Origin of the sequence: Collinsella sp. AM43-1 (assembly GCF_003467925.1) — a bacterium.
Taxonomy (GTDB): Bacteria; Actinomycetota; Coriobacteriia; order Coriobacteriales; family Coriobacteriaceae; genus Collinsella.
The window spans coordinates 51,964-70,739 of the sequence record NZ_QSFR01000001.1 but is presented as its reverse complement, the minus strand read 5'-3'; the positions used below and the strand labels follow the sequence as shown (position 1 = coordinate 70,739).

Here is an 18,776-nt window from a genome sequence, read left to right as displayed (position 1 = left end):
GCTGTAACCCGAAAGGAATGACATGGGCAACTTGAACAACGGCGCGCTCGAGCGCAACGGATCGCGCCGTGTGGCGCTGATCACGGGCGGCTCGCGGGGTATCGGCCGTGCCTGCGCTCTCGGTCTGGCGGAGGACGGCTTTGATATCGCCGTTGTCTATGCCGGTAGCGCAGATGCGGCGCGCGAGACGTGCGAAGCCTGCGAGGCGGCTGGCGCCACGGCACGTGCATATCAATGTGACGTGGCCGATCCCGCCGCCGTCAACACATGCGTGGAGACGGTCCTCAACGGCTTTGGCTCCATTTGGGCGCTTGTCAACAACGCCGGTATCACGCGCGACGGCCTGCTCATGCGTATGGGCGACGATGCCTTCGACCGCGTGCTCGATGTCAATCTCAAGGGCACGTTCAATATGACGCGTGCGCTCACCAAGACCTTTATGCGCCAGCGCGGCGGTTGCGTAATCAACATGAGCTCGGTCGTGGGCCTGATGGGCAATGCCGGGCAGGCCAACTACGCTGCCTCCAAGGCGGGCGTCATCGGCCTGACCAAGGCGGTAGCGCGCGAGCTTGCGCCCCGCGGCGTACGAGTAAACGCGGTCGCACCCGGGTTTGTCGAGACCGATATGACGGCAAAGCTCTCGAAGAAGGTCCGCGCGGCGTGCGAGGAGCAGATTCCCCTGAGGCGAATGGCGCGCCCCGAGGAAGTGGCCGGCGTGGTGCGCTTTTTGGCGAGTGATGCGGCTGCCTACATTACGGGCGAGGTCGTGCGCGTCGACGGCGGAATGGCGATGTAGAAACCAGGGCCGAAGAACGGCTTGAATGAGGAGACCAAGATGGAACAGAGAGTTGCAATCACCGGCATCGGTGCCGTATCGCCGCTCGGCAACACGGCGCTTGCCACCTGGGCGGCCATGTGCGCCGGCACGTGCGGTATCGGCCCGATCACGCACTTCGATACCGATGCGTTTGCCGTTAAGGTGGCGGCCGAGGTCAAGGGTTTTGACGGCAACGAGTACTTTGGCAAGCGTGACGCCAAGCACCTGGACCCCTGCGTTCAGTTTGCCCTGGCAGCGTCGGACGAGGCCATGCATGATGCGGGCTTTGATGTCGAAGGCGCCATCGATCGAGAGCGCCTGGGCGTCTACGTGGGTTCAGGCGTGGGCGGCATGCAGACACTCGTCGACAACGTCCACACGATTGCCGACCGTGGGCCCCGCCGTGCATCGCCCTATATGATTGCGATGATGATCCCCAATATGGCTTCGGGCAATATCGCGATCCGCCACAAGGCAAAGGGCCCGACCCTGCCCGTGGTGACCGCCTGCGCGACCTCGGCCCATGCCGTGGGCGAGGCGTTCCGCGCCATCAAGCATGGCTATGCCGATGCGATTCTCGCCGGTGGTGCCGAGGCCGCAATCATCCCCGATGCCGTTGCGGGCTTTACATCCTGCCGTGCACTCACCACTAATCCTGACCCGTCGACGGCATGCCGTCCGTTTGATGCAGACCGCGACGGCTTTGTGATGGGCGAGGGCGCCTGCGTGCTCGTGCTGGAGAGCATGGAACATGCGCAGGCGCGCGGTGCGCACATTTATGCCGAGGTCGTGGGCTACGGCAACACCGATGATGCCTATCACATCACGAGCCCCGATCCCGAGGCTGCCGGCATTGCCCGTGCGATATCGCTGGCGGTGGCCGAGGGCGACGTTAAGCCTTCCGAGGGCCTCTACATCAACGCTCACGGAACCTCGACTAAACTCAACGATTCGTCCGAGACGGCGGGCATCAAGCGTGCGCTCGGCGAGGACGCGGCACGCGCCGCGCACGTCTCGTCGACCAAGTCGATGACCGGCCACATGATCGGTGCTACGGGTGCCATCGAGGTCATGGCCTGTGCCATGGCGCTCGAGCAGGGCGTGGTGCCCCCGACCATTAACTACCACACGCCCGATCCCGCCTGCGATCTTGACTACACGCCTAATCGAGCGGTTCGCGCCGACCTTACCTGGGCGCTTTCGACCAACCTGGGCTTTGGCGGGCACAACGCCGCCATCGCGCTGCGTAGATATACGAGGAGCTAGAGCATGGATTCCAAAAGACTTGCCGAGATAGCCGATGTTATGGAAGACCGCGGCCTCACGCGCGTGCGCGTTGAGGAGCCCGATGGCACCGCGGTCGAGCTCGAGCGCGCGAGTGCGGCGCAGCCGGTTGCCGTGCCCATGCCTATGCCGAGCGCCATGGCCGCTCCAGTTGCAGCTCCCACAGTCGCGCCTGCCGCACCGGAACCCGCCGCGCAGGCGCCTGCCGCCACACCGGAGCCTAAGGGCACCGAGGTGACCGCTCCCATGGTCGGCGTTTTCTATGCTGCCCCGGCGCCGGGCGACGAGCCGTTTGTGCGCGTGGGCTCCAAGGTCAAGGCCGGCGAGACCCTCTGCATCATCGAGGCCATGAAGGTTCTCAACGAGGTGACGGCCGAGGCAGACGGTGAGGTGCTCGAGATCTGCGTGGCCGACGGCGACCTCGTGGAGTTTGGCAGCTGCCTCATGAGGATCGGATAGGTGATATCCATGAACAAAGAAGAGCTCAAGAAGCTGTTACCGCATCGCGAGCCGATGCTTTTGCTCGACGAAGCCGAGCTGGTGGGCGACGAGGCCCACGGCAAGATCACGATTACAGGCGACGAGTACTTTTTGCAGGGACATTTTCCGGGAAACCCGGTCGTTCCCGGCGTGATTCAGTGCGAGATGCTCGCCCAGAACTGCTGCGTGCTGCTGATGGGCGATGAGGAGGCGCGCGGCGCGACGCCGTTCTACACGAGTCTGGACAAGGTGCGCTTTAAGCGTCCGGTGCGCCCGGGCGACACGGTGGATCTGGTGTGCTCCATCACGCGTGCGCGCGGGCCGTTCCGCTTTGCGACGGGTACTGCGAGCGTCAACGGTGAGGTTTGCTGCCGCGCCGATATGTCTTTTGCACTCATGCACGAAAGTTAAGGAAGGCTCCATGTTCGACAAAGTGCTCATCGCCAACCGCGGCGAAGTCGCGGTCCGTGTTATCCGCGCGTGCCGCGATATGGGCATCAAGACCGTCGCCGTTTATTCCACGGCCGATGCGGACGCGCTACACGTGCAGCTTGCCGACGAGGCGTATTGCATCGGCGGCCCGCGTCTTGCCGAGAGCTACCTCAACGACGATGCCGTGCTCACCTGTGCCGTAAAGTCGGGAGCTAAGGCAATTCATCCCGGCTATGGCTTCTTTTCCGAGAAGGCGAGCTTCGTGCGCGACTGCGACAAGTTCGGTCTGGCGTTTGTCGGTCCTTCGGCCGAGGTGATCGACAGCATGGGCGACAAGGACGCCGCACGCCGAACGGCCGCTGCTGCGGGCGTGCCCATCGTGCCGGGCTGCGATTTGCTCAAAAGCCCCGAGGAAGCAACGGCCGAGGCCGAGCGCATCGGCTGCCCCGTGCTTATTAAGGCGCGCGCGGGCGGCGGCGGTCGCGGTATTCGCAAGGTCGAGCGCGTGGAAGATGCGGCAAAGGCGTTCATCGAGGCGCGTGCCGAGGGTGAGGCCGTTTTTGGCGACGGCGAGTGCTACATGGAGAAGTTCGTTGCGCCGGCGCATCACGTTGAGGTACAGATTATGGCCGATAAGCAGGGCCATGTGTTTTCGCTCGGCGAGCGCGAGTGCTCGGTGCAGCGCCGCAACCAAAAGCTGATCGAGGAGAGCCCCGCGCCGTGCCTCGACGGACGCGATGATATTCGCGCGCGCATGCACAAGGCCGCGCGCGACCTGGCTCGTGCCGTTGGCTATGAGGGCGCTGGCACCATCGAGTTTTTGTACTCAGATGACGGCAATTTCTACTTTATGGAAATGAACACGCGCTTGCAGGTGGAGCATCCGGTTACGGAGTTTGTGACCGATACCGACCTGGTTAAGTGGCAGCTGCGCGTGGCTGCCGGCCAGCCTCTGCCCTTTGAGCAGGAGGACATGCCGGTGCGCAACCACGCCATGGAGTGCCGCATCAATGCCGAAACGCCGGACTTTCTGCCGTCGTGCGGAACGGTCACCGCGTTGCGTGTGCCGGGTGGCCCGCGCGTGCGCTGGGATTCCGCCATGTTTACCGGTGCGAAAGTTCCGCCGTACTACGACTCCATGCTCGGCAAGCTCATCGTGTGTGCGCCCACGCGTGACGGCGCCATTCGCAAGATGCGCTCGGCCCTAGGCGAGCTCGTGATTGAGGGCGTGAGCGAAAACAGCGAGCTTCAGCTCGACGTGCTGGCAAACGACGAGTTCTTGTCGGGCATGTATCACACCGATCTGATGGGGCATCTCTATGCTGATGAATAGAAAAGCGAAGACGGTCAATGTCCTTGAGGGGCCGATAACCGAGTCGTGCGCCGAGTTCCCCGCGCGCCACGTGTTTGTCAAATGCCCGGAGTGCCGCCGTGTGATCGATGAGGCGCGCCTGCACGACAACCTCGAGGTCTGCCCTCGTTGCGGCAAGCACTTTCGCGTGAGCGGTCGCGCGCGCATGCGCATGACGGTCGACGCGGGTACCTTTGAGGAATGGGATGCCAATCTGGCGTCGAAGGACTTCCTCTCGTTTCCCGGTTATGCCGACAAGCTTAAGAGCGTGAGCGAGCGTTCGGGCGAGCGCGATGCCGTTGTGTGCGGCAGGGGCAAAATCTGCGGCTGCGATACCGCGCTCTTCTTTATGGATGCCAACTTTATGATGGGCTCAATGGGCTCCGTGGTGGGCGAGAAGATCTGTCGTGTCTTTGAGCGCGCGGCCGAGTTGGGGCTGCCGGTCGTTGGCTTTACCGTATCGGGCGGCGCCCGCATGCAGGAGGGCGTGACCTCGCTCATGCAGATGGCCAAGATTTCTGCGGCGGTTAGGCGCCACAGCGAGGCGGGCGGCCTGTATATCACGGTGCTCACCGATCCCACGACCGGAGGTGTAACCGCGAGCTTTGCCATGGAGGGCGACATTATCCTGGCCGAGCCCGATGCCCTGACGGCATTTGCCGGCCCGCGCGTGATCGAGCAGAACATGCACAAGCGCCTGCCCAAGGGATTCCAGCGCTCCGAGTTTTTGCTGGAGCACGGCTTTTGCGATGCCGTTGTTCCGCGTGGCGAGATTGCGCTCACGGTAGGCGAGCTGCTGGCGCTGCACGAAGGGCGCGCGCCTGGTCTGGGGGCTCCGCACGAGATCGTGCATACAGGTCGCCGCGGCAAAAAGCTGGGACACTTGTTTAAGCGCTCGGCGGCACCAAAAACCGCGCTCGAGATTGTCAAGCAGACCCGCTCGGCAGATCGCGCCACGGCAGGCGAGATGATCTCGCTGGGCCTGGATGGATTTGTGGAGCTGCACGGCGACCGTTACTTTGGTGACGACGCCGCCGTGGTGGGTGGCATTGGCTGGAAAGACGGACGTCCCGTGACGGTTATCGCTATCGAGCGCGGCACCACGACCAAAGAGCGCATGCGCCGCAACTTTGGCATGGCGCATCCCGAGGGCTACCGCAAAGCGCGTCGCCTTATGCGCCAGGCCGAAAAGTTTGGTCGACCGGTTCTGTGCCTGGTCGATACTTCGGGCGCGTTTTGCGGCATCGGTGCCGAGGAGCGCGGCCAGGGCGAGGCGATTGCCCAGAATCTCATGGAGATGAGCGGCCTTAAGACGCCGATTGTCTCGGTGGTGACAGGCGAGGGTGGCTCTGGTGGCGCGCTGGCGCTGTCCGTGGCCGACCGCATCCTGATGCTCTCGAGCTCGGCCTATTCGGTCGTGAGCCCCGAGGCCTGTGCGTCGATCCTGTGGAAGGATACCGAGCGCGCGAATGAGGCCGCTGAGGCGCTTAAGCTCACGGCCCCCGATCTGTTGGCGCTCGGCATCATCGACGGCATTGTCGACGATAGGGGCCTGTCGCATGAGGAGATTGCCGGTGCCGTCATGTCCTCGGCATTTGATGCCTTCGATACGCTTGGGCGGCTCGACGACGCGACCCTCACAAACCTCCGCTACGAAAAGTACCGCGCAATCGGTCAGTACCGCACGATGTGACAAAGGGACAGTCCGCATGTCACATTGGGAAAGGCGTTCCATGCCACAAGTTTCTAACACCTCGTTTGCAACGACGGTTTCATCAAACGCCATGGCCGTGGTGGACTATCTGTCCAAAAGCATGATGTCGGCGCTGCCGTTTATTGTCTGCGCGGCGTTGTTCCGCACCGTCGCCGTCATTATGGGCGAAGGCATGCTGGGCCTGTGGTCTGCCGATTCCGAAATCTATCGCCTGTTCTACAGTTGGCTCTATAACGCCGGCTATTACTTTTTGCCCATCTATCTTGGTTGGGCGGCCGCCCGCCAGCTCGGTTGCTCGGAGCAGCTGGGCATGATGCTGGGCGGCGTATTGATTGCGCCCGATCTGCTTAAGCTCGTCGATGCCGCATCGACGACGGGGGCACCGATGACTTCCGTGTATGGCCTGCTTCCCGCGCCGGTCAACGATTACACGACGACTGTTATTCCGGTTCTCATCTCGGTGCCCGTGCTATGGCGAGTGGAGTGTTTCTTTTCGCGCATTATCCCTCAGGCCGTGGCGTTTTCGTTCGTTCCGTTTGCGACCATGCTTGTCATGGTTCCGGTTTCGTTGTGTATCACGGCGCCGGCGGGCAGCTATCTGGGCATGCTGTTGGGCCAGCTTATGTTTATGCTTGGCAATTCCGGTGCCATCGTGTCGCTGCTCACGCTCATGGGGCTTGCCGCGGGTTGGGAGTTTCTTAAGATCGCGGGTGTCAGCAACGTTGTCCTATCGCTTGCGTACGCGCAGTTTATGAGTGTGGGAACGGATTCGTGCATCCTGATTGCCGCGACGATGGCGACGTTCGCCGTTTGGGGCATGCCTTTTGGCGCGTCGCTTCGCATTGCGGATAAGGACGAGAAGGCGCTCATGCTGGGCTATTCAATCTCGGGTGTTCTTGGCGGCGTAAGCGAGCCGGCGCTGTACGGTTGCGGCTTTAAATATGGCAGGTGTCTGACGTGCATGGCCATTGGCGGTGCCGTCGGAGGCCTTGTTGCGGCCGTGGGCCACGTTACGGCCTATACCATCGGCATGACGAATGTCCTCATGGTCATTGGCTTTGCCACGGGCGGCATCTCGAACCTGCTGTGGTGCTGTGCTGCCGGCGGTGTGGCATTTGCGGTGTCTGCGGCGCTGAGCTACTGCTTTGGCGTGGTGCCGGCGAAGGGGCAGACGACGGGGGACGGAGCTGATTCACCCGAAACCTCGAAGAGCGTGGCCGAAGCAAGCGCATAAACCCGTGCGACAAAGGGCGATTTCTTTGTCATGTTCCAAGGTCGTGGCCCGTGTGGGTTGCGGCCTTTTTGTATCTGTGGGGCAAAGTGGCTACACTACAATCCGTTTGAGCAATAGATATATAGGTAGTACCGTGGGGGCGGATGCAGATGGTCGAGTGGATTGTTCGTCGTGCGCAGGGCGACCGTGCACGCGTGGGAACGTTGACGGGTATGGTGTGTATTCTCGCCAATGTGGCACTATGCGCTGCGAAGGGTGCAATTGGCGTGCTGTCGGGATCGGTTTCAATCGTGGCGGACGCTATGAACAACCTGTCTGATGCCAGCTCGAACATCGTGAGCGTGCTTGGCTTTAAGCTGGCGGGCAAGCCGGCAGACCCCGAGCATCCTTACGGCCATGGCCGCTACGAGTATCTCTCGGGTCTGGTCGTGGCGGCGCTCGTGCTGCTGATCGGCCTTGAGCTTATCAAGTCCTCGGTTGAGCGCGTCATCCACCCCGAACCTGTCGAGTTCTCGCTTGCCCTGGTGGCAGTCCTTGCGCTTTCGATGGTCGTAAAGCTTTGGATGGCGGCCCTCAACCAAAAACTCGGCGATCGCATTGAGTCCGAGACGCTGCATGCGACCGCGCAGGATTCCAAGAACGATGTTCTAGCCACGGGCGCCGTGTTGGCGTGCGCGATTGTTTCGCAGGTGACGCATATCAATCTAGATGCATGGGTCGGCCTTGCCGTTGGCGCCTATATTGGCTGGAGCGGCTTTGAACTCATCCAGGATACGGTGAGCCCGCTTTTGGGCCAGGCGCCCGATCCTAAGCTGGTCAAGCACATTCGAGACAAAATCATGAGCTACCCCGGCGTTTTGGGCGTTCACGATTTGATGGTTCACGACTACGGCCCAGGCAGAAAGTTCGCAAGTGCCCACGCCGAGATGGCGGCTGAGGCCAGCCCGCTGGAAAGTCACGACACGCTCGACAACATTGAACAGGCATTTAGGAACGAAGACGGCATGATTGTCACGCTCCATTACGACCCCATCGTGACCGACGATCCAAAGGTGGCGAGCATGCGTCTGCGCGTCAACGCTATGGCTCAAGAGATTGATAGCCGCCTCTCGATCCACGACCTACGCTGTGTTCCGGGCCCCACGCACACCAACGTGATCTTTGACTGCGTGCGTCCCTCGGATCTGCAGATGAGTGCCGAAGACTTAAAGCACGCGCTGGCACAACGGGTCGAATCGGAATATCCCAAGTCGATTGCCAAGATCACGATCGACGAAGACTACGTAGGGCATACTCACGAGTAAGGCTGTGCCGGCAAAGCAGGTTATGCAGAAGGGGAGAGCATGAAGAAGCTGTATCTACTCCGCCACGGTCAGACGGAGTTCAACGTCAAAAAGCTGGTCCAGGGCCGCTGCGATTCTCCGTTGACCGATCTGGGCCGCAAGCAAGCGGGAATGGCAGCCGCATGGCTCAAAGCCCACGGCGTCGTCCCCGACAAAGTGGTCTCTTCGCCCTTAGGCCGAGCCATGGACACGGCAAGTCTCGTCGCAACCGAACTCCTCGGCCGGGATGCAGCAGTCGAGCCCTGCGAAGGCATCATCGAGCGTAGCTACGGCACCTTCGAAGAAGGCCCCCACGACGCCCTGCCCACCGACGTCTGGGACCCCGGCGAGGACCTGATCCCATTTGGCGGAGAAGGAAGCCATGCCCTGCAGGAGCGCATGGTGGGCACCCTCACCAATCTCATGGGCGCCGAGGGCATCGAAACCCTCCTAGCAGTAAGCCACGGCAGCGCCAGCCGCCAATTCATCAAGGCTGCAGCCCCAGAGGGCTTCGAGCTCCCAACAAAACTCCCCAACTGCGCCATCATGATCTTCGATTTCGATGGGGAAAAGCTACAAGCAGAAGGCGAGCCAATGCAATGTAAGTTCACCCTCCAGCAAATAGTGGACCCCCAACAAAGTAATTAGCTGAGCGAGCAGAGTTAAGCAGACATCAACGTGTCGTCTCCCGAGCACGGCGGAGGGCCGGAGAAATATATTAAGGTCATCGCGAGTTCCGCACGCAAAGGAGAGCACTTAATGTGCTCTCCGTCTTGCGCAGGACTGTAGAGCAGGGACCTTAATATATTTCTCCGGCCCTCCGCCGTGCTCGGGAGCCATCCACGCACTTTACCTGCGTAAACAATGTGAGTGAAATATGAATCTCGATGGATACGCCCGCAGCCGTGTATACTAAACAGCTGTGTGAAACCAGGGGAGTATTCTGGCTGGACAAAATGCCTGCTTAATAGGGTTGTCAGGTAGTCCGGGCGTAATACAAGACTGGGGAGCACGTCGTGTAAGTAGTGGTCCTCTAGGGGCGTACGCTCGGTGGTGTACGCATTGTCCCAAGACCACGCGAGAGTTGGGATCATATCTTGATCAGCATGATTCTCGGCCGCAAGATTGGCATGACCCAGGTTTGGGACGAGGACGATAACGTCGTTCCCGTCACGGTCATCCAGGCTGGCCCCTGCGCTGTCTCGCAGGTTAAAACTCAGGCAACCGACGGCTATGACGCCGTCCAGATCGGTTTCGGCGACATCAAGGCCAAGAACGTGAACAAGCCCATGGCTGGTCACTTCGCCAAGGCTGGCGTCGAGCCTGTCCGCTTCCTTCGTGAGGTCCGCGTCGAGAACGGCGAGGAGCACAAGGTCGGCGAGGTCGTCACCGTCGCTGATTTCGCTGATGTCGAGAAGGTCGACGTCATCGGTACCTCCAAGGGTAAGGGCTTCCAGGGTCGCATCAAGCGCTGGGGTCAGCGCCGCGGTCCTATGACGCATGGTTCTCACTTCCAGCGTCACCCCGGTTCTATCGGTCAGTGCGCCTATCCTGCGCGCGTCCTCAAGGGCGTCAAGATGGCCGGTCACATGGGTAACGAGCGCGTTACCGTCAAGAACCTTTCCGTTGTCCGCATCGATGCCGAGCAGAACCTCATCTTGGTCAAGGGCGCTGTCCCGGGTGCCAAGAATGGTCTCGTCGCCATCCGTATGGCCTAAGGGCCCAGCCCATTTAGCCCAGCGTCATACCAAGGAGAACACTTAAATGGCAAAGTTTGAAGTAAAGAACAGCGAGGGCAAGAAGGTCGCCGAGGCCGAGCTCGCCGCTGAGGTGTACGGCATCGAGCCGAACATCCACGTTATGCACCACATCGTCAAGTGCCAGATGGCCTCTTGGCGTCAGGGCACCCAGTCTGCTAAGGGTCGCTCTGAGGTTTCCGGTGGCGGCAAGAAGCCTTGGCGTCAGAAGGGCACCGGCCGTGCCCGCCAGGGTTCCATCCGTGCTGCCCAGTGGCGTCACGGTGGCGTCGTCTTCGCCCCCAAGCCCCGTTCCTACGCTAAGCGTATGAACAACAAGGAGGTCAAGCTGGCTATGCGCTCCGCGCTGTCCGCCAAGCTGGCCGATGGCGAGCTCGTGCTCGTCGACGACTACGGCTTCGAGAAGCCTTCCACCAAGGCTGCCGTCGCCATGCTCAAGGCTCTCGGCCTTGAGGGCAAGCGTCTGACCATCATCGTTCGCGATGAGGACGTCAACGCCTACCTGTCGTTCCGCAACATTCCCAAGACGTTCATCATCACCGCTGACGAGGCCAACACCTACGATCTCGTCAACAACAACGCTGTGCTGATGCCCGCCGACATCGCCGCTCACTTCGGGGAGGTGCTTGCATAAATGACCGCCCACGAGATCATCATCCGTCCGATCGTGTCCGAGCGTTCCTTCTCCGGCATGGAGCAGAACAAGTACACGTTCGAGGTCGCCAAGGATGCTAACAAGTATCAGATCAAGGACGCTGTCGAGGAGATCTTCGGCGTCAAGGTCGTTCGCGTGAACACCTTGACGGTCAAGCCCAAGACCAAGCGCGTGCGCTATGTCGCCGGCAAGACCCGTTCTTGGAAGAAGGCCATCGTCACGCTGGCCGAGGGCGACACCATCGAGGTCTTTGGCAACCAGGCCTAAGACTCGCTGCTGTTGAGTGAGCTCATGCCTCCCAAATAGGGGAGGCGAGAGCTCAAGGTTCCGGGCGTATAAAATGGACACGCCCGGAACCGTGTATACGTCCGGTGTCATCGCACCCGAGGCAGAACCTCGAATCCCTGTCTGCGATGGCTAACGGATTCCTATTGAAAGGGATTGTAATGGCTGTAAAGCACCTTAAGCCGACCTCCGCTGGTAGGCGTTGGCAGACGATCTCCGATTTCTCTGAGATCACCTGCACCAAGCCCGAGAAGTCTCTTCTCGAGCCCCTGCCCAAGAAGGCCGGTCGTAACAACAACGGCCGCATCACCACCCGCCACCAGGGCGGCGGCGTGAAGCGTCGTTACCGCGTGATCGACTTCAAGCGCAACAAGGACGGCGTGCCCGCCAAGGTTGCCACGATCGAGTACGATCCGAACCGTTCCGCTCGCATCGCTCTGCTGCACTACGCTGACGGTGAGAAGCGCTACATCTTGGCCCCCAAGGGCCTCGAGGTCGGTCAGACCATCATGTCCGGTTCTGACGCCGACATCAAGCCGGGCAACGCTCTGCCCCTCGCCGACATCCCCGTCGGTACGCTCATCCACGCCGTTGAGTTCCAGCCGGGCAAGGGCGCCGCTATCGCCCGTTCCGCCGGTAACTCCTGCCAGCTGATGGGTAAGGAGGGCAAGTACGCCATCGTCCGTATGCCTTCCTCCGAGATGCGTCGCATCCTCGTTACCTGCCGCGCCACCGTCGGTGAGGTCGGCAACGCCGATCACGCCAACATCGTCATCGGCAAGGCCGGCCGCAAGCGTCACATGAACGTGCGCCCGACCGTCCGCGGTACCGTCATGAACCCTGTCGACCACCCGCACGGCGGTGGCGAGGGCAAGAACCACACCTCTGGTCGTCCCTCTGTTACCCCCTGGGGTAAGCCGACGAAGGGCCTTCGTACGCGCAAGAAGAAGAAGGTCTCGAACCAGCACATCATTCGTCGCCGTAAGAAGTAATTTCGGATACCGAGTTTTAGGAGAAAGCACTTATGAGCAGAAGTCTCAAAAAGGGCCCGTTCGTGGAGACTCGCCTTCTCTCGCGTATCACCGCGATGAACGAGGCTGGCAAGAAGGACGTCGTGAAGACCTGGTCCCGCGCGTCCACCATCTTCCCCGAGATGGTTGGTCACACCATCGCCGTCCACGACGGCCGCAAGCATGTGCCCGTGTATGTTACCGAGTCCATGGTTGGTCACAAGCTCGGCGAGTTCGCGCCGACTCGTACGTTCCGTGGCCACAAGGCCAAATAGGGGGTTAACCGTAAATGGCAACTAAGTCTATTGAAACTGAGGCCACCGAGGTTCGCGCCGTCGCTAAGTACGTGCGTGTTTCCCCCAGCAAGGCCCGCCTGGTGGTCGATCTGATCCGCCGCAAGCCTGTCGCTCAGGCCTTCGACATCCTCCACTTCTGCGACCGCGCCGTCGCCGTGGATGTCGAGAAGGTTCTCCGTTCCGCCGTTGCGAACGCCGAGAACAACAACGGTCTGCGTGCCGACAACCTGGTTGTCGCCGCTGCCTATGTTGACGAGGGTCCGACGCTTAAGCGCATCCGTCCCCGCGCCAAGGGTTCCGCTTCTCGCATTCTGAAGCGTACTTCCCACATCACCGTCGTCGTTGCTCCTCGAAAGGAGGCGTAAAGCTGTATGGGTCAGAAAGTCTACCCCACCGGCTTCCGTCTTGGCATCACCGAGAACTGGCGCTCCCGCTGGTTCGCAGAGAAGGATTACGCTAAGACCCTCGGTAACGATCTCGAGATCCGCAAGTACCTCGAGAAGCGTCTTTCCCGCGCAGCTGTCTCCCGCGTCGAGATCGAGCGCGCTGGCGACAAGGTGAAGGTCATCATCCTCACCGCTCGCCCCGGCGTTGTCATCGGTAAGAAGGGTGCCGAGATCGATACCCTCCGCACTGAGCTCGAGAAGGTCGCTGGCGTCTCCAAGGGCCAGCTCTCCGTCGACGTTGTCGAGATTAAGCGCCCCGAGCTCGACGCCAACCTCGTTGCTCAGTCTATCGCCGAGCAGCTCGAGGGCCGCGTTGCCTTCCGTCGCGCTATGCGCAAGGCTGTCCAGTCTGCCCGCAAGGCCGGCGCTAAGGGCATCCGTATCCAGTGCTCCGGTCGTCTCGGCGGCGCCGAGATGGGTCGTCGTGAGTGGTACCGCGAGGGTCGCGTGCCTCTGCACACCCTCCGTGCCAAGATCGACTACGGCACGGCTGTCGCCAGCACCACCATGGGTGCTTGCGGCGTGAAGGTCTGGATCTACCTGGGCGAGAAGCTCCCGGGCCAGCCTGTTCCCAACCCTGCACTCGAGGGCTCTTCCCGTCCTCGTCGTCGTAACTCCGAGAGGAGGGGTCAGTAGTGCTTGCCCCTAAGCGTATTCTTCACCGCAAGGTGCAGCGTGGCTCCATGAAGGGCCAGGCCAAGGGTAATACCGAGCTGCATTTCGGCGAGTTTGGTATCCAGGCTCTCGAGGCCCATTGGATCACCAACCGTCAGATCGAGGCCGCTCGTATTGCCATGACCCGCTACATGAAGCGTGGCGGTCGTGTCTACATCACGATCTTCCCCGATAAGCCCATCACCAAGAAGCCTGCCGAGACTCGCATGGGTTCTGGTAAGGGTAACCCCGAGGAGTGGGTGGCCGTCGTCAAGCCCGGCCGCATCATGTTCGAGGTCAAGGGCGTGCCCGAGGAGGTCGCTCGCGAGGCTCTGCGTCTTGCACAGCACAAGCTTCCCATCAAGACCAAGATTGTTGCTGCCAAGAACGCTGAGCAGCGCATCGAGAAGGAGATGGCTGAGGAGGCCGCTCTCGAGGCCAAGTGGGCTGCTGAGGACGCCGCCGCCGCCAAGGAGGAGAACTAATGAAGCCCGCAGAGATTCGTGAGCTCTCGGACGCTCAGCTCGTTGAGAAGCTGAAGGAAATGCGCGCCGAGCTCTTTAACCTTCGTTTCCAGATGGCCACCAGCCAGCTGGACAACACCGCTCGCGTCAACACCGTGAAGAAGGACATCGCTCGCGTCCTCACGGAGCAGCGCGCCCGCGAGATCGCAGCGGAGAAGTCCGCTGTCGCCGAGTAGGACCTAAGGAGAGAACATGACTGATTCGCGTAACTCGCGTAAGGTCCGTACGGGTGTCGTTACCTCCGTCTCCGGTGCCAAGACCATTGTTGTCACCATCACCGAGCGCAAGCGTCACCCCAAGTACGGCAAGATGATGACCAGCTCCAAGAAGCTGCACGCTCACGACGAGGAGTGCACGGCTGGCGTGGGCGATACCGTCCGCGTTATGGAGACCCGTCCTATGTCCAAGATGAAGCGTTGGCGCCTCATCGAGGTCGTCGAGCGCGCTAAATAAGCAGTCGCTCTTACGACTTGTACGTTTCCGAAGATGTGCGTATGCCTGGCTTGCATACCACGGGCCGTATAAAGGCTGCGCACCTCTCTTCGGTTCTTAGTTCGGAGGAACATCTACCATGATTCAGATGCAAACCATGCTGAACGTCGCCGACAACTCCGGCGCTCGCAAGATTCGCTGCATCAAGGTGCTTGGCGGTTCCAAGCGTCGTTATGCAGGCATCGGCGATGTGTTCATCGGTGCTGTCCAGGAGGCTACCCCTGGCGCCAACGTCAAGAAGAAGGACGTTGTCCGTTGCGTCGTCGTTCGCACCGTTAAGGAGATCCGCCGCAAGGATGGCTCCTACATTCGCTTTGATGAGAACGCCTGCGTTGTCATCAACAACGATGGTTCGCCCGTCGGCACCCGTATCTTCGGGCCCGTCGCTCGCGAGCTTCGTGACAAGAAGTACATGAAGATCGTCTCGCTCGCTCCCGAGACCCTGTAGTTAGGGGAGATATATGTATATCAAGAAGGGCGATAAGGTCCAGGTTCTCTCTGGTAAGGATCGCGGCAAGCAGGGCGTTGTCCTGCGTGCTCTCCCCGCCGAGAACAAGGTCGTTGTCGAGGGCGTTTCGGTCGTCAAGAAGGCCGTCAAGCCCAACGCTGCCAACCAGCAGGGCGGCATCGTTTCGCAGGAGGCTCCCATCGACGCCTCCAACGTCAATCTCGTCTGCCCCGAGTGCGGTAAGGTTACCCGCGTCGGTCACGAGAAGGACGGCAAGAACAAGCTGCGCGTCTGCAAGAAGTGCGGCCACAAGTTCTAAGCTGCCAGCAACAGTTAAGTTGCTAGCAAAGGCCCGGATGCCACGGCACCCGGGCCTTTTTCTATCCCTACTCATTGCACTCATTGGGGACAGACTTAAATGAGTGCCCTTAATGGGCAAGCATAGATGAGCGGGTGCGCTGTACAAATTGCTTGTGTGCGCGTTTATGCGCGTTAGATTGCGTTAATTGCACACCCATGCGTATAGATGCGCCGTTTTGTGACAACAATGATCGTTTAGCGGTGAGATACGCAAAAACGCGCACAGAAGCGCGTGTTTGTGCGAATATAGAGCTGTCAGAAAGCAAGGCGTTCTATGACACAGGAGGCACATAATGGCAGATTCCAAGCAGGCTCCGCTCGACGCCGCGGCAGCCGCCAAAGCAGCGTTCGCTTCGGTCCAGGACAAGCCGTTCCCCGACGATATTTTTGCGGCTCCCGAGCTCCATTGGGCCGTCATCGGTTGCGGCGTTATCGCCAACCAGATGGCTCAGTCCCTTGCTCTTGCCGGTCGCAAGCTTGCGGGCGTCGCCAACCGTACGCTGTCCAAGGCTCAGGCTTTTGCCGAGCAGTATGGCATCGAGAAGGTCTACGACACGGTTGAGGACCTCTACGCCGATCCTGGCATCGACGCCGTCTACATCACTACCCCGCACAACACTCATATCACCTATCTGCGCGCTGCCCTGGTAGCCGGCAAGCACGTGCTCTGCGAGAAGGCCATTACCCTCAATTCCGCTGAACTCGATGAGGCCCGTGCCATTGCCGCCGAGCACAACGTTGTCCTTATGGACGCTACCACGGTGCTTCATATGCCCTTGTATCAGGAGCTGCGTCGTCGCATGGATGCCGGCGAGTTCGGCCGCATGAACCTCGCTCAGCTCAACTTTGGTAGCTACAAGGAGTACGGCGACCTGACCAACCGTTTCTACAATCGCAACCTTGCCGGCGGTGCCATGCTCGATATTGGCGTGTATGCCCTTTCGGTCATGCGCCTGTTTATGGCCAGCCAGCCAACCGAAGTTGTTTCGCTCGGCAACACCTGCGAGACTGGTGTCGATGTCGCGGGCGGCATTGTCTGCCGAAACGCCGAGCAGCAGCTGGGCGTCGTGAGTCTTACGCTCCACTCCAAGCAGCCCAAGCGCTCGATTATTAGCTTCGATAAGTGCTATATCGAGGTCAACGAATATCCGCGTGCCGATCATGCGACGATCGTGTGGACTGCGGACGGTCATCGCGAGGAGGTCGCCGCGGGCACCGAGGCTTACGCCCTATGCTACGAGATGGCTGACCTCGAGAAGGCCGTCGCCGGCGATGATTCCAAGCGTGAGCTTCTGGATTATGCTTCTGATGTTATGGAGCTGATGACCAAGCTCCGTGCCGATTGGGGAGTCGTCTACCCCGAGGAGGAGTAAGCGATGCTCGCGGAAGATAGACTCAATGCGATCGTCTCGATGGTGCAACAGGCTGGCTCAGTAACGGTGCCAGAGCTTGCCGATGCCCTGGGTGTGACGGCTTCTACCATTCGACGCGACCTGCAGACACTTGACCGAGCGCACCGCATCGCCAAGGTGCACGGCGGCGCGACAAGCCTTGAGCGCGCGCACGTGACGCGCGACCTAACGCTTAATGAGCGCAGCGATCTCCATAACGACGACAAGGAACGTATCTGCGCCCGTGCGGCGGCGCTGGTAGAGCCCGAGAGCTTTGTGTACATCGATTCGGGTTCGACGACGCTCAGGCTCATCGAGCATCTTCCGCATCTCGAAGGGGTCACCTATGTGACTGATTCCGTGCTCCATGCTCAGCATCTCGCTTTGCGCGGCATGCGTACCGTGGTGCTGGGCGGCGAGCTCAAACCCGAGACCGAGGCGCTCGTTGGCCCCGATGCCTTGGCAACCTTAGATCGCTACAACTTCAACTGTGGCTTTTGGGGCTCTAATGGCATCGCCGCCGAGCAGGGCTTCACGGCGCCCGATATCGAGGAGGCCCAAGTAAAGCGCATCTCGATGCGTCATACGGCCAAACGCTTCGTAATCTCGGACGCCAGCAAATTTGGCATGGTGGCGCCCGTCAAGTTTGCGGACTTCCGCGACGCAACGATTATTACCGCAGGCGAGGTCCCCGCCAAGTACCGGGCAATGGACAACGTCATCACGGTCTAACAGCAGGGGACGGGCTAAGGCCAAAACCACCACAAAGGTGCCTGTCCCCATTGTGGTGGTTAGTAACGAAAACCGAGTAGTTTTCTCAATAGAAAAGCGGCAACGTCCATCACGGGCGTCGCCGCTTTCGTTGTCTGCCGGTTTGTCTAAGTCTGTAACAACTGGACCGTAAAAAGTGGGCTAGGTGTTACAGATCGAGATACTTACGAACCGCGCCGTCCCTTTGTCTCAATCTGTAACATCTGGGACTGATTTTGCCGAGTTACTGTTACAGATTGAGATTATTCCCTTGAGGGGATTCGAATGTCTCGATCTGTAACAGATGGACCGCAAAATGGGCTTTAGCTGTTACAGATCGAGATGTTTGGGAATCCGGCAGAGCCATCGCGGCACAAAACCACCACAAAGGTGCCTGTCCCCTTTGTGGTGGTTTAGGGCTCCCAGGGGCAGGGGGCTTCGATGTGGATGTGCTCGCCGGTTACGGGATGCGTAAAGGACACGCTGTGGGCATGGAGCATCAGGCCGTAGGGACGCGGCGTTCCGTACAGGTCATCGCCCACCAGGGGATGGCGCTCGCTGGCCAGATGTACGCGGATCTGGTGCTTGCGGCCGGTGAGCAACTCGACATCGATATACGAGCGCGTGGGCAGGCCACGACGGCTCTTAAGACGTTTGAGCACCTTCACGCGCGTTTGAGACGGCTTGCCGCTGGCGCCGACGCGCATCTTGCGGCTGTCGTGACGGTCGCGGGCGATGGGCTTGTCGATGAGCTTTTCGTTCCAGTCGATCTTGCCCTCGGCGAGCGCCAGGTAGTGCTTTTCGAACGCGTGGTCGATGATCATCTGGTCAAAGGCGGGCTGCGTCTGCTTGTCGAGTGAGAACAGCACCACGCCGGTGGTGTCACGGTCCAAGCGGTTGAGCGGCTGCATATCGGTCGCGGCAAAGCCGTCGCCCATCGCCAGCAGCAGGTCGCTGGCGTAGTCGGTGAGCGTGCGCTCGCCGGTGCCGTCGCCGTGGACGATCATGCCGGCGGGCTTGTCGATGACCATGAGCCAGGCGTCGCAATAGAGGACTTGAGGTTCTTCGTTCACG

23 protein-coding genes and 1 pseudogene are annotated in these 18,776 nt (G+C 60.5%); 23 read left to right on the top strand and 1 reads right to left on the bottom strand.

The window, feature by feature from the left end:
• Window positions 1-22 precede the first annotated feature (22 nt).
• The 23 genes and pseudogenes from fabG (at window position 23) to DW925_RS00260 (ending at window position 17,684) form a co-directional block, all read left to right on the top strand.
• Window positions 23-796, top strand: a complete 774-nt coding sequence (gene fabG, locus DW925_RS00370; RefSeq protein ID WP_117790118.1) for a 3-oxoacyl-[acyl-carrier-protein] reductase — start codon at window positions 23-25, stop codon at window positions 794-796.
• 39 nt (window positions 797-835) lie between these two features.
• Complete coding sequence (gene fabF / locus DW925_RS00365) at window positions 836-2,083, top strand: beta-ketoacyl-ACP synthase II (RefSeq protein ID WP_117790117.1); 1,248 nt, start codon at window positions 836-838, stop codon at window positions 2,081-2,083.
• 3 nt (window positions 2,084-2,086) lie between these two features.
• On the top strand, window positions 2,087-2,560 hold the full coding sequence (gene accB, locus DW925_RS00360) for an acetyl-CoA carboxylase biotin carboxyl carrier protein (protein WP_117790116.1): 474 nt from the start codon (window positions 2,087-2,089) through the stop codon (window positions 2,558-2,560).
• A gap of 9 nt (window positions 2,561-2,569) precedes the next feature.
• Window positions 2,570-2,992 (top strand): 3-hydroxyacyl-ACP dehydratase FabZ, encoded by a 423-nt coding sequence (gene fabZ / locus DW925_RS00355; protein ID WP_099432064.1) that lies wholly within the window; start codon window positions 2,570-2,572, stop codon window positions 2,990-2,992.
• A 10-nt stretch (window positions 2,993-3,002) separates the two neighbouring features.
• Window positions 3,003-4,346 carry an acetyl/propionyl/methylcrotonyl-CoA carboxylase subunit alpha gene (locus tag DW925_RS00350; RefSeq protein ID WP_117629226.1) on the top strand — a complete coding sequence of 448 codons (1,344 nt, stop codon included), beginning with the start codon at window positions 3,003-3,005 and terminating at the stop codon, window positions 4,344-4,346.
• Complete coding sequence (accD, locus tag DW925_RS00345) at window positions 4,333-6,057, top strand: acetyl-CoA carboxylase, carboxyltransferase subunit beta (RefSeq protein WP_117790115.1); 1,725 nt, start codon at window positions 4,333-4,335, stop codon at window positions 6,055-6,057. Before DW925_RS00350 ends, accD begins: the two co-directional genes overlap by 14 nt.
• A 40-nt stretch (window positions 6,058-6,097) precedes the next feature.
• Window positions 6,098-7,312, top strand: coding sequence for a PTS fructose transporter subunit IIB (locus DW925_RS00340; RefSeq protein WP_117790114.1), 1,215 nt, complete (start codon window positions 6,098-6,100; stop codon window positions 7,310-7,312).
• 149 nt (window positions 7,313-7,461) lie between these two features.
• A complete protein-coding gene (locus DW925_RS00335; protein ID WP_233540198.1) occupies window positions 7,462-8,616 on the top strand; it encodes a cation diffusion facilitator family transporter in 1,155 nt (384 codons plus the stop codon).
• Between the two features lie 39 nt (window positions 8,617-8,655).
• Entirely contained in the window at window positions 8,656-9,282 is a 627-nt protein-coding gene (locus DW925_RS00330) for a histidine phosphatase family protein (RefSeq protein ID WP_117790112.1), read from the top strand.
• A gap of 449 nt (window positions 9,283-9,731) precedes the next feature.
• Window positions 9,732-10,352, top strand: a complete 621-nt coding sequence (rplC, locus tag DW925_RS00325; protein WP_035137484.1) for a 50S ribosomal protein L3 — start codon at window positions 9,732-9,734, stop codon at window positions 10,350-10,352.
• 46 nt (window positions 10,353-10,398) lie between these two features.
• The gene (gene rplD / locus DW925_RS00320; protein WP_006235032.1) at window positions 10,399-11,025 is read left to right on the top strand and encodes a 50S ribosomal protein L4; all 627 of its coding nucleotides are present in this window, start codon (window positions 10,399-10,401) and stop codon (window positions 11,023-11,025) included.
• Window positions 11,026-11,313, top strand: coding sequence for a 50S ribosomal protein L23 (gene rplW, locus DW925_RS00315; RefSeq protein ID WP_006235033.1), 288 nt, complete (start codon window positions 11,026-11,028; stop codon window positions 11,311-11,313).
• 179 nt (window positions 11,314-11,492) lie between these two features.
• The gene (rplB, locus tag DW925_RS00310) at window positions 11,493-12,323 is read left to right on the top strand and encodes a 50S ribosomal protein L2 (RefSeq protein WP_055250219.1); all 831 of its coding nucleotides are present in this window, start codon (window positions 11,493-11,495) and stop codon (window positions 12,321-12,323) included.
• A 32-nt stretch (window positions 12,324-12,355) separates the two neighbouring features.
• Window positions 12,356-12,616: a 30S ribosomal protein S19 gene (gene rpsS / locus DW925_RS00305; protein ID WP_006235035.1), complete on the top strand. Its 261-nt coding sequence runs from the start codon at window positions 12,356-12,358 to the stop codon at window positions 12,614-12,616.
• Window positions 12,617-12,630: 14 nt separating this feature from the next.
• Complete coding sequence (gene rplV, locus DW925_RS00300) at window positions 12,631-13,002, top strand: 50S ribosomal protein L22 (protein ID WP_006235036.1); 372 nt, start codon at window positions 12,631-12,633, stop codon at window positions 13,000-13,002.
• Window positions 13,003-13,008: 6 nt separating this feature from the next.
• Window positions 13,009-13,719 carry a 30S ribosomal protein S3 gene (rpsC, locus tag DW925_RS00295; RefSeq protein WP_006235037.1) on the top strand — a complete coding sequence of 237 codons (711 nt, stop codon included), beginning with the start codon at window positions 13,009-13,011 and terminating at the stop codon, window positions 13,717-13,719.
• Window positions 13,719-14,114: pseudogene (gene rplP, locus DW925_RS00290) on the top strand (50S ribosomal protein L16); the annotation flags it as partial. The gene rpsC and the pseudogene rplP, both read left to right, overlap by 1 nt.
• Window positions 14,115-14,221: 107 nt before the next feature.
• Window positions 14,222-14,437, top strand: a complete 216-nt coding sequence (gene rpmC, locus DW925_RS00285; RefSeq protein ID WP_006235039.1) for a 50S ribosomal protein L29 — start codon at window positions 14,222-14,224, stop codon at window positions 14,435-14,437.
• A 16-nt stretch (window positions 14,438-14,453) separates the two neighbouring features.
• Window positions 14,454-14,714, top strand: coding sequence for a 30S ribosomal protein S17 (gene rpsQ / locus DW925_RS00280; RefSeq protein WP_006235040.1), 261 nt, complete (start codon window positions 14,454-14,456; stop codon window positions 14,712-14,714).
• A gap of 118 nt (window positions 14,715-14,832) precedes the next feature.
• Window positions 14,833-15,201, top strand: coding sequence for a 50S ribosomal protein L14 (gene rplN / locus DW925_RS00275; RefSeq protein ID WP_006235041.1), 369 nt, complete (start codon window positions 14,833-14,835; stop codon window positions 15,199-15,201).
• 13 nt (window positions 15,202-15,214) lie between these two features.
• Entirely contained in the window at window positions 15,215-15,520 is a 306-nt protein-coding gene (rplX, locus tag DW925_RS00270) for a 50S ribosomal protein L24 (protein WP_006235043.1), read from the top strand.
• A gap of 334 nt (window positions 15,521-15,854) precedes the next feature.
• Window positions 15,855-16,934: a Gfo/Idh/MocA family protein gene (locus DW925_RS00265; protein ID WP_117790111.1), complete on the top strand. Its 1,080-nt coding sequence runs from the start codon at window positions 15,855-15,857 to the stop codon at window positions 16,932-16,934.
• 3 nt (window positions 16,935-16,937) lie between these two features.
• Complete coding sequence (locus DW925_RS00260; protein ID WP_117639605.1) at window positions 16,938-17,684, top strand: DeoR/GlpR family DNA-binding transcription regulator; 747 nt, start codon at window positions 16,938-16,940, stop codon at window positions 17,682-17,684.
• 431 nt (window positions 17,685-18,115) lie between these two features.
• Here the strand turns inward: DW925_RS00260 and DW925_RS00255 are convergent, their stop codons facing one another.
• Window positions 18,116-18,775, bottom strand: a complete 660-nt coding sequence (locus DW925_RS00255; protein WP_233509001.1) for an RluA family pseudouridine synthase — start codon at window positions 18,773-18,775, stop codon at window positions 18,116-18,118.
• Window position 18,776: the final 1 nt, after the last annotated feature.

What these genes read in the sequence shown, in the direction of transcription:
- fabG (WP_117790118.1), top strand. Translation starts at nt 23, where the DNA reads ATGGGCAACTTGAACAACGGCGCGCTCGAGCGCAACGGATCGCGCCGT.
- fabF (WP_117790117.1), top strand. Translation starts at nt 836, where the DNA reads ATGGAACAGAGAGTTGCAATCACCGGCATCGGTGCCGTATCGCCGCTC.
- accB (WP_117790116.1), top strand. Translation starts at nt 2,087, where the DNA reads ATGGATTCCAAAAGACTTGCCGAGATAGCCGATGTTATGGAAGACCGC.
- fabZ (WP_099432064.1), top strand. Translation starts at nt 2,570, where the DNA reads ATGAACAAAGAAGAGCTCAAGAAGCTGTTACCGCATCGCGAGCCGATG.
- DW925_RS00350 (WP_117629226.1), top strand. Translation starts at nt 3,003, where the DNA reads ATGTTCGACAAAGTGCTCATCGCCAACCGCGGCGAAGTCGCGGTCCGT.
- accD (WP_117790115.1), top strand. Translation starts at nt 4,333, where the DNA reads ATGCTGATGAATAGAAAAGCGAAGACGGTCAATGTCCTTGAGGGGCCG.
- DW925_RS00340 (WP_117790114.1), top strand. Translation starts at nt 6,098, where the DNA reads ATGCCACAAGTTTCTAACACCTCGTTTGCAACGACGGTTTCATCAAAC.
- DW925_RS00335 (WP_233540198.1), top strand. Translation starts at nt 7,462, where the DNA reads ATGGTCGAGTGGATTGTTCGTCGTGCGCAGGGCGACCGTGCACGCGTG.
- DW925_RS00330 (WP_117790112.1), top strand. Translation starts at nt 8,656, where the DNA reads ATGAAGAAGCTGTATCTACTCCGCCACGGTCAGACGGAGTTCAACGTC.
- rplD (WP_006235032.1), top strand. Translation starts at nt 10,399, where the DNA reads ATGGCAAAGTTTGAAGTAAAGAACAGCGAGGGCAAGAAGGTCGCCGAG.
- rplW (WP_006235033.1), top strand. Translation starts at nt 11,026, where the DNA reads ATGACCGCCCACGAGATCATCATCCGTCCGATCGTGTCCGAGCGTTCC.
- rplB (WP_055250219.1), top strand. Translation starts at nt 11,493, where the DNA reads ATGGCTGTAAAGCACCTTAAGCCGACCTCCGCTGGTAGGCGTTGGCAG.
- rpsS (WP_006235035.1), top strand. Translation starts at nt 12,356, where the DNA reads ATGAGCAGAAGTCTCAAAAAGGGCCCGTTCGTGGAGACTCGCCTTCTC.
- rplV (WP_006235036.1), top strand. Translation starts at nt 12,631, where the DNA reads ATGGCAACTAAGTCTATTGAAACTGAGGCCACCGAGGTTCGCGCCGTC.
- rpsC (WP_006235037.1), top strand. Translation starts at nt 13,009, where the DNA reads ATGGGTCAGAAAGTCTACCCCACCGGCTTCCGTCTTGGCATCACCGAG.
- rpmC (WP_006235039.1), top strand. Translation starts at nt 14,222, where the DNA reads ATGAAGCCCGCAGAGATTCGTGAGCTCTCGGACGCTCAGCTCGTTGAG.
- rpsQ (WP_006235040.1), top strand. Translation starts at nt 14,454, where the DNA reads ATGACTGATTCGCGTAACTCGCGTAAGGTCCGTACGGGTGTCGTTACC.
- rplN (WP_006235041.1), top strand. Translation starts at nt 14,833, where the DNA reads ATGATTCAGATGCAAACCATGCTGAACGTCGCCGACAACTCCGGCGCT.
- rplX (WP_006235043.1), top strand. Translation starts at nt 15,215, where the DNA reads ATGTATATCAAGAAGGGCGATAAGGTCCAGGTTCTCTCTGGTAAGGAT.
- DW925_RS00265 (WP_117790111.1), top strand. Translation starts at nt 15,855, where the DNA reads ATGGCAGATTCCAAGCAGGCTCCGCTCGACGCCGCGGCAGCCGCCAAA.
- DW925_RS00260 (WP_117639605.1), top strand. Translation starts at nt 16,938, where the DNA reads ATGCTCGCGGAAGATAGACTCAATGCGATCGTCTCGATGGTGCAACAG.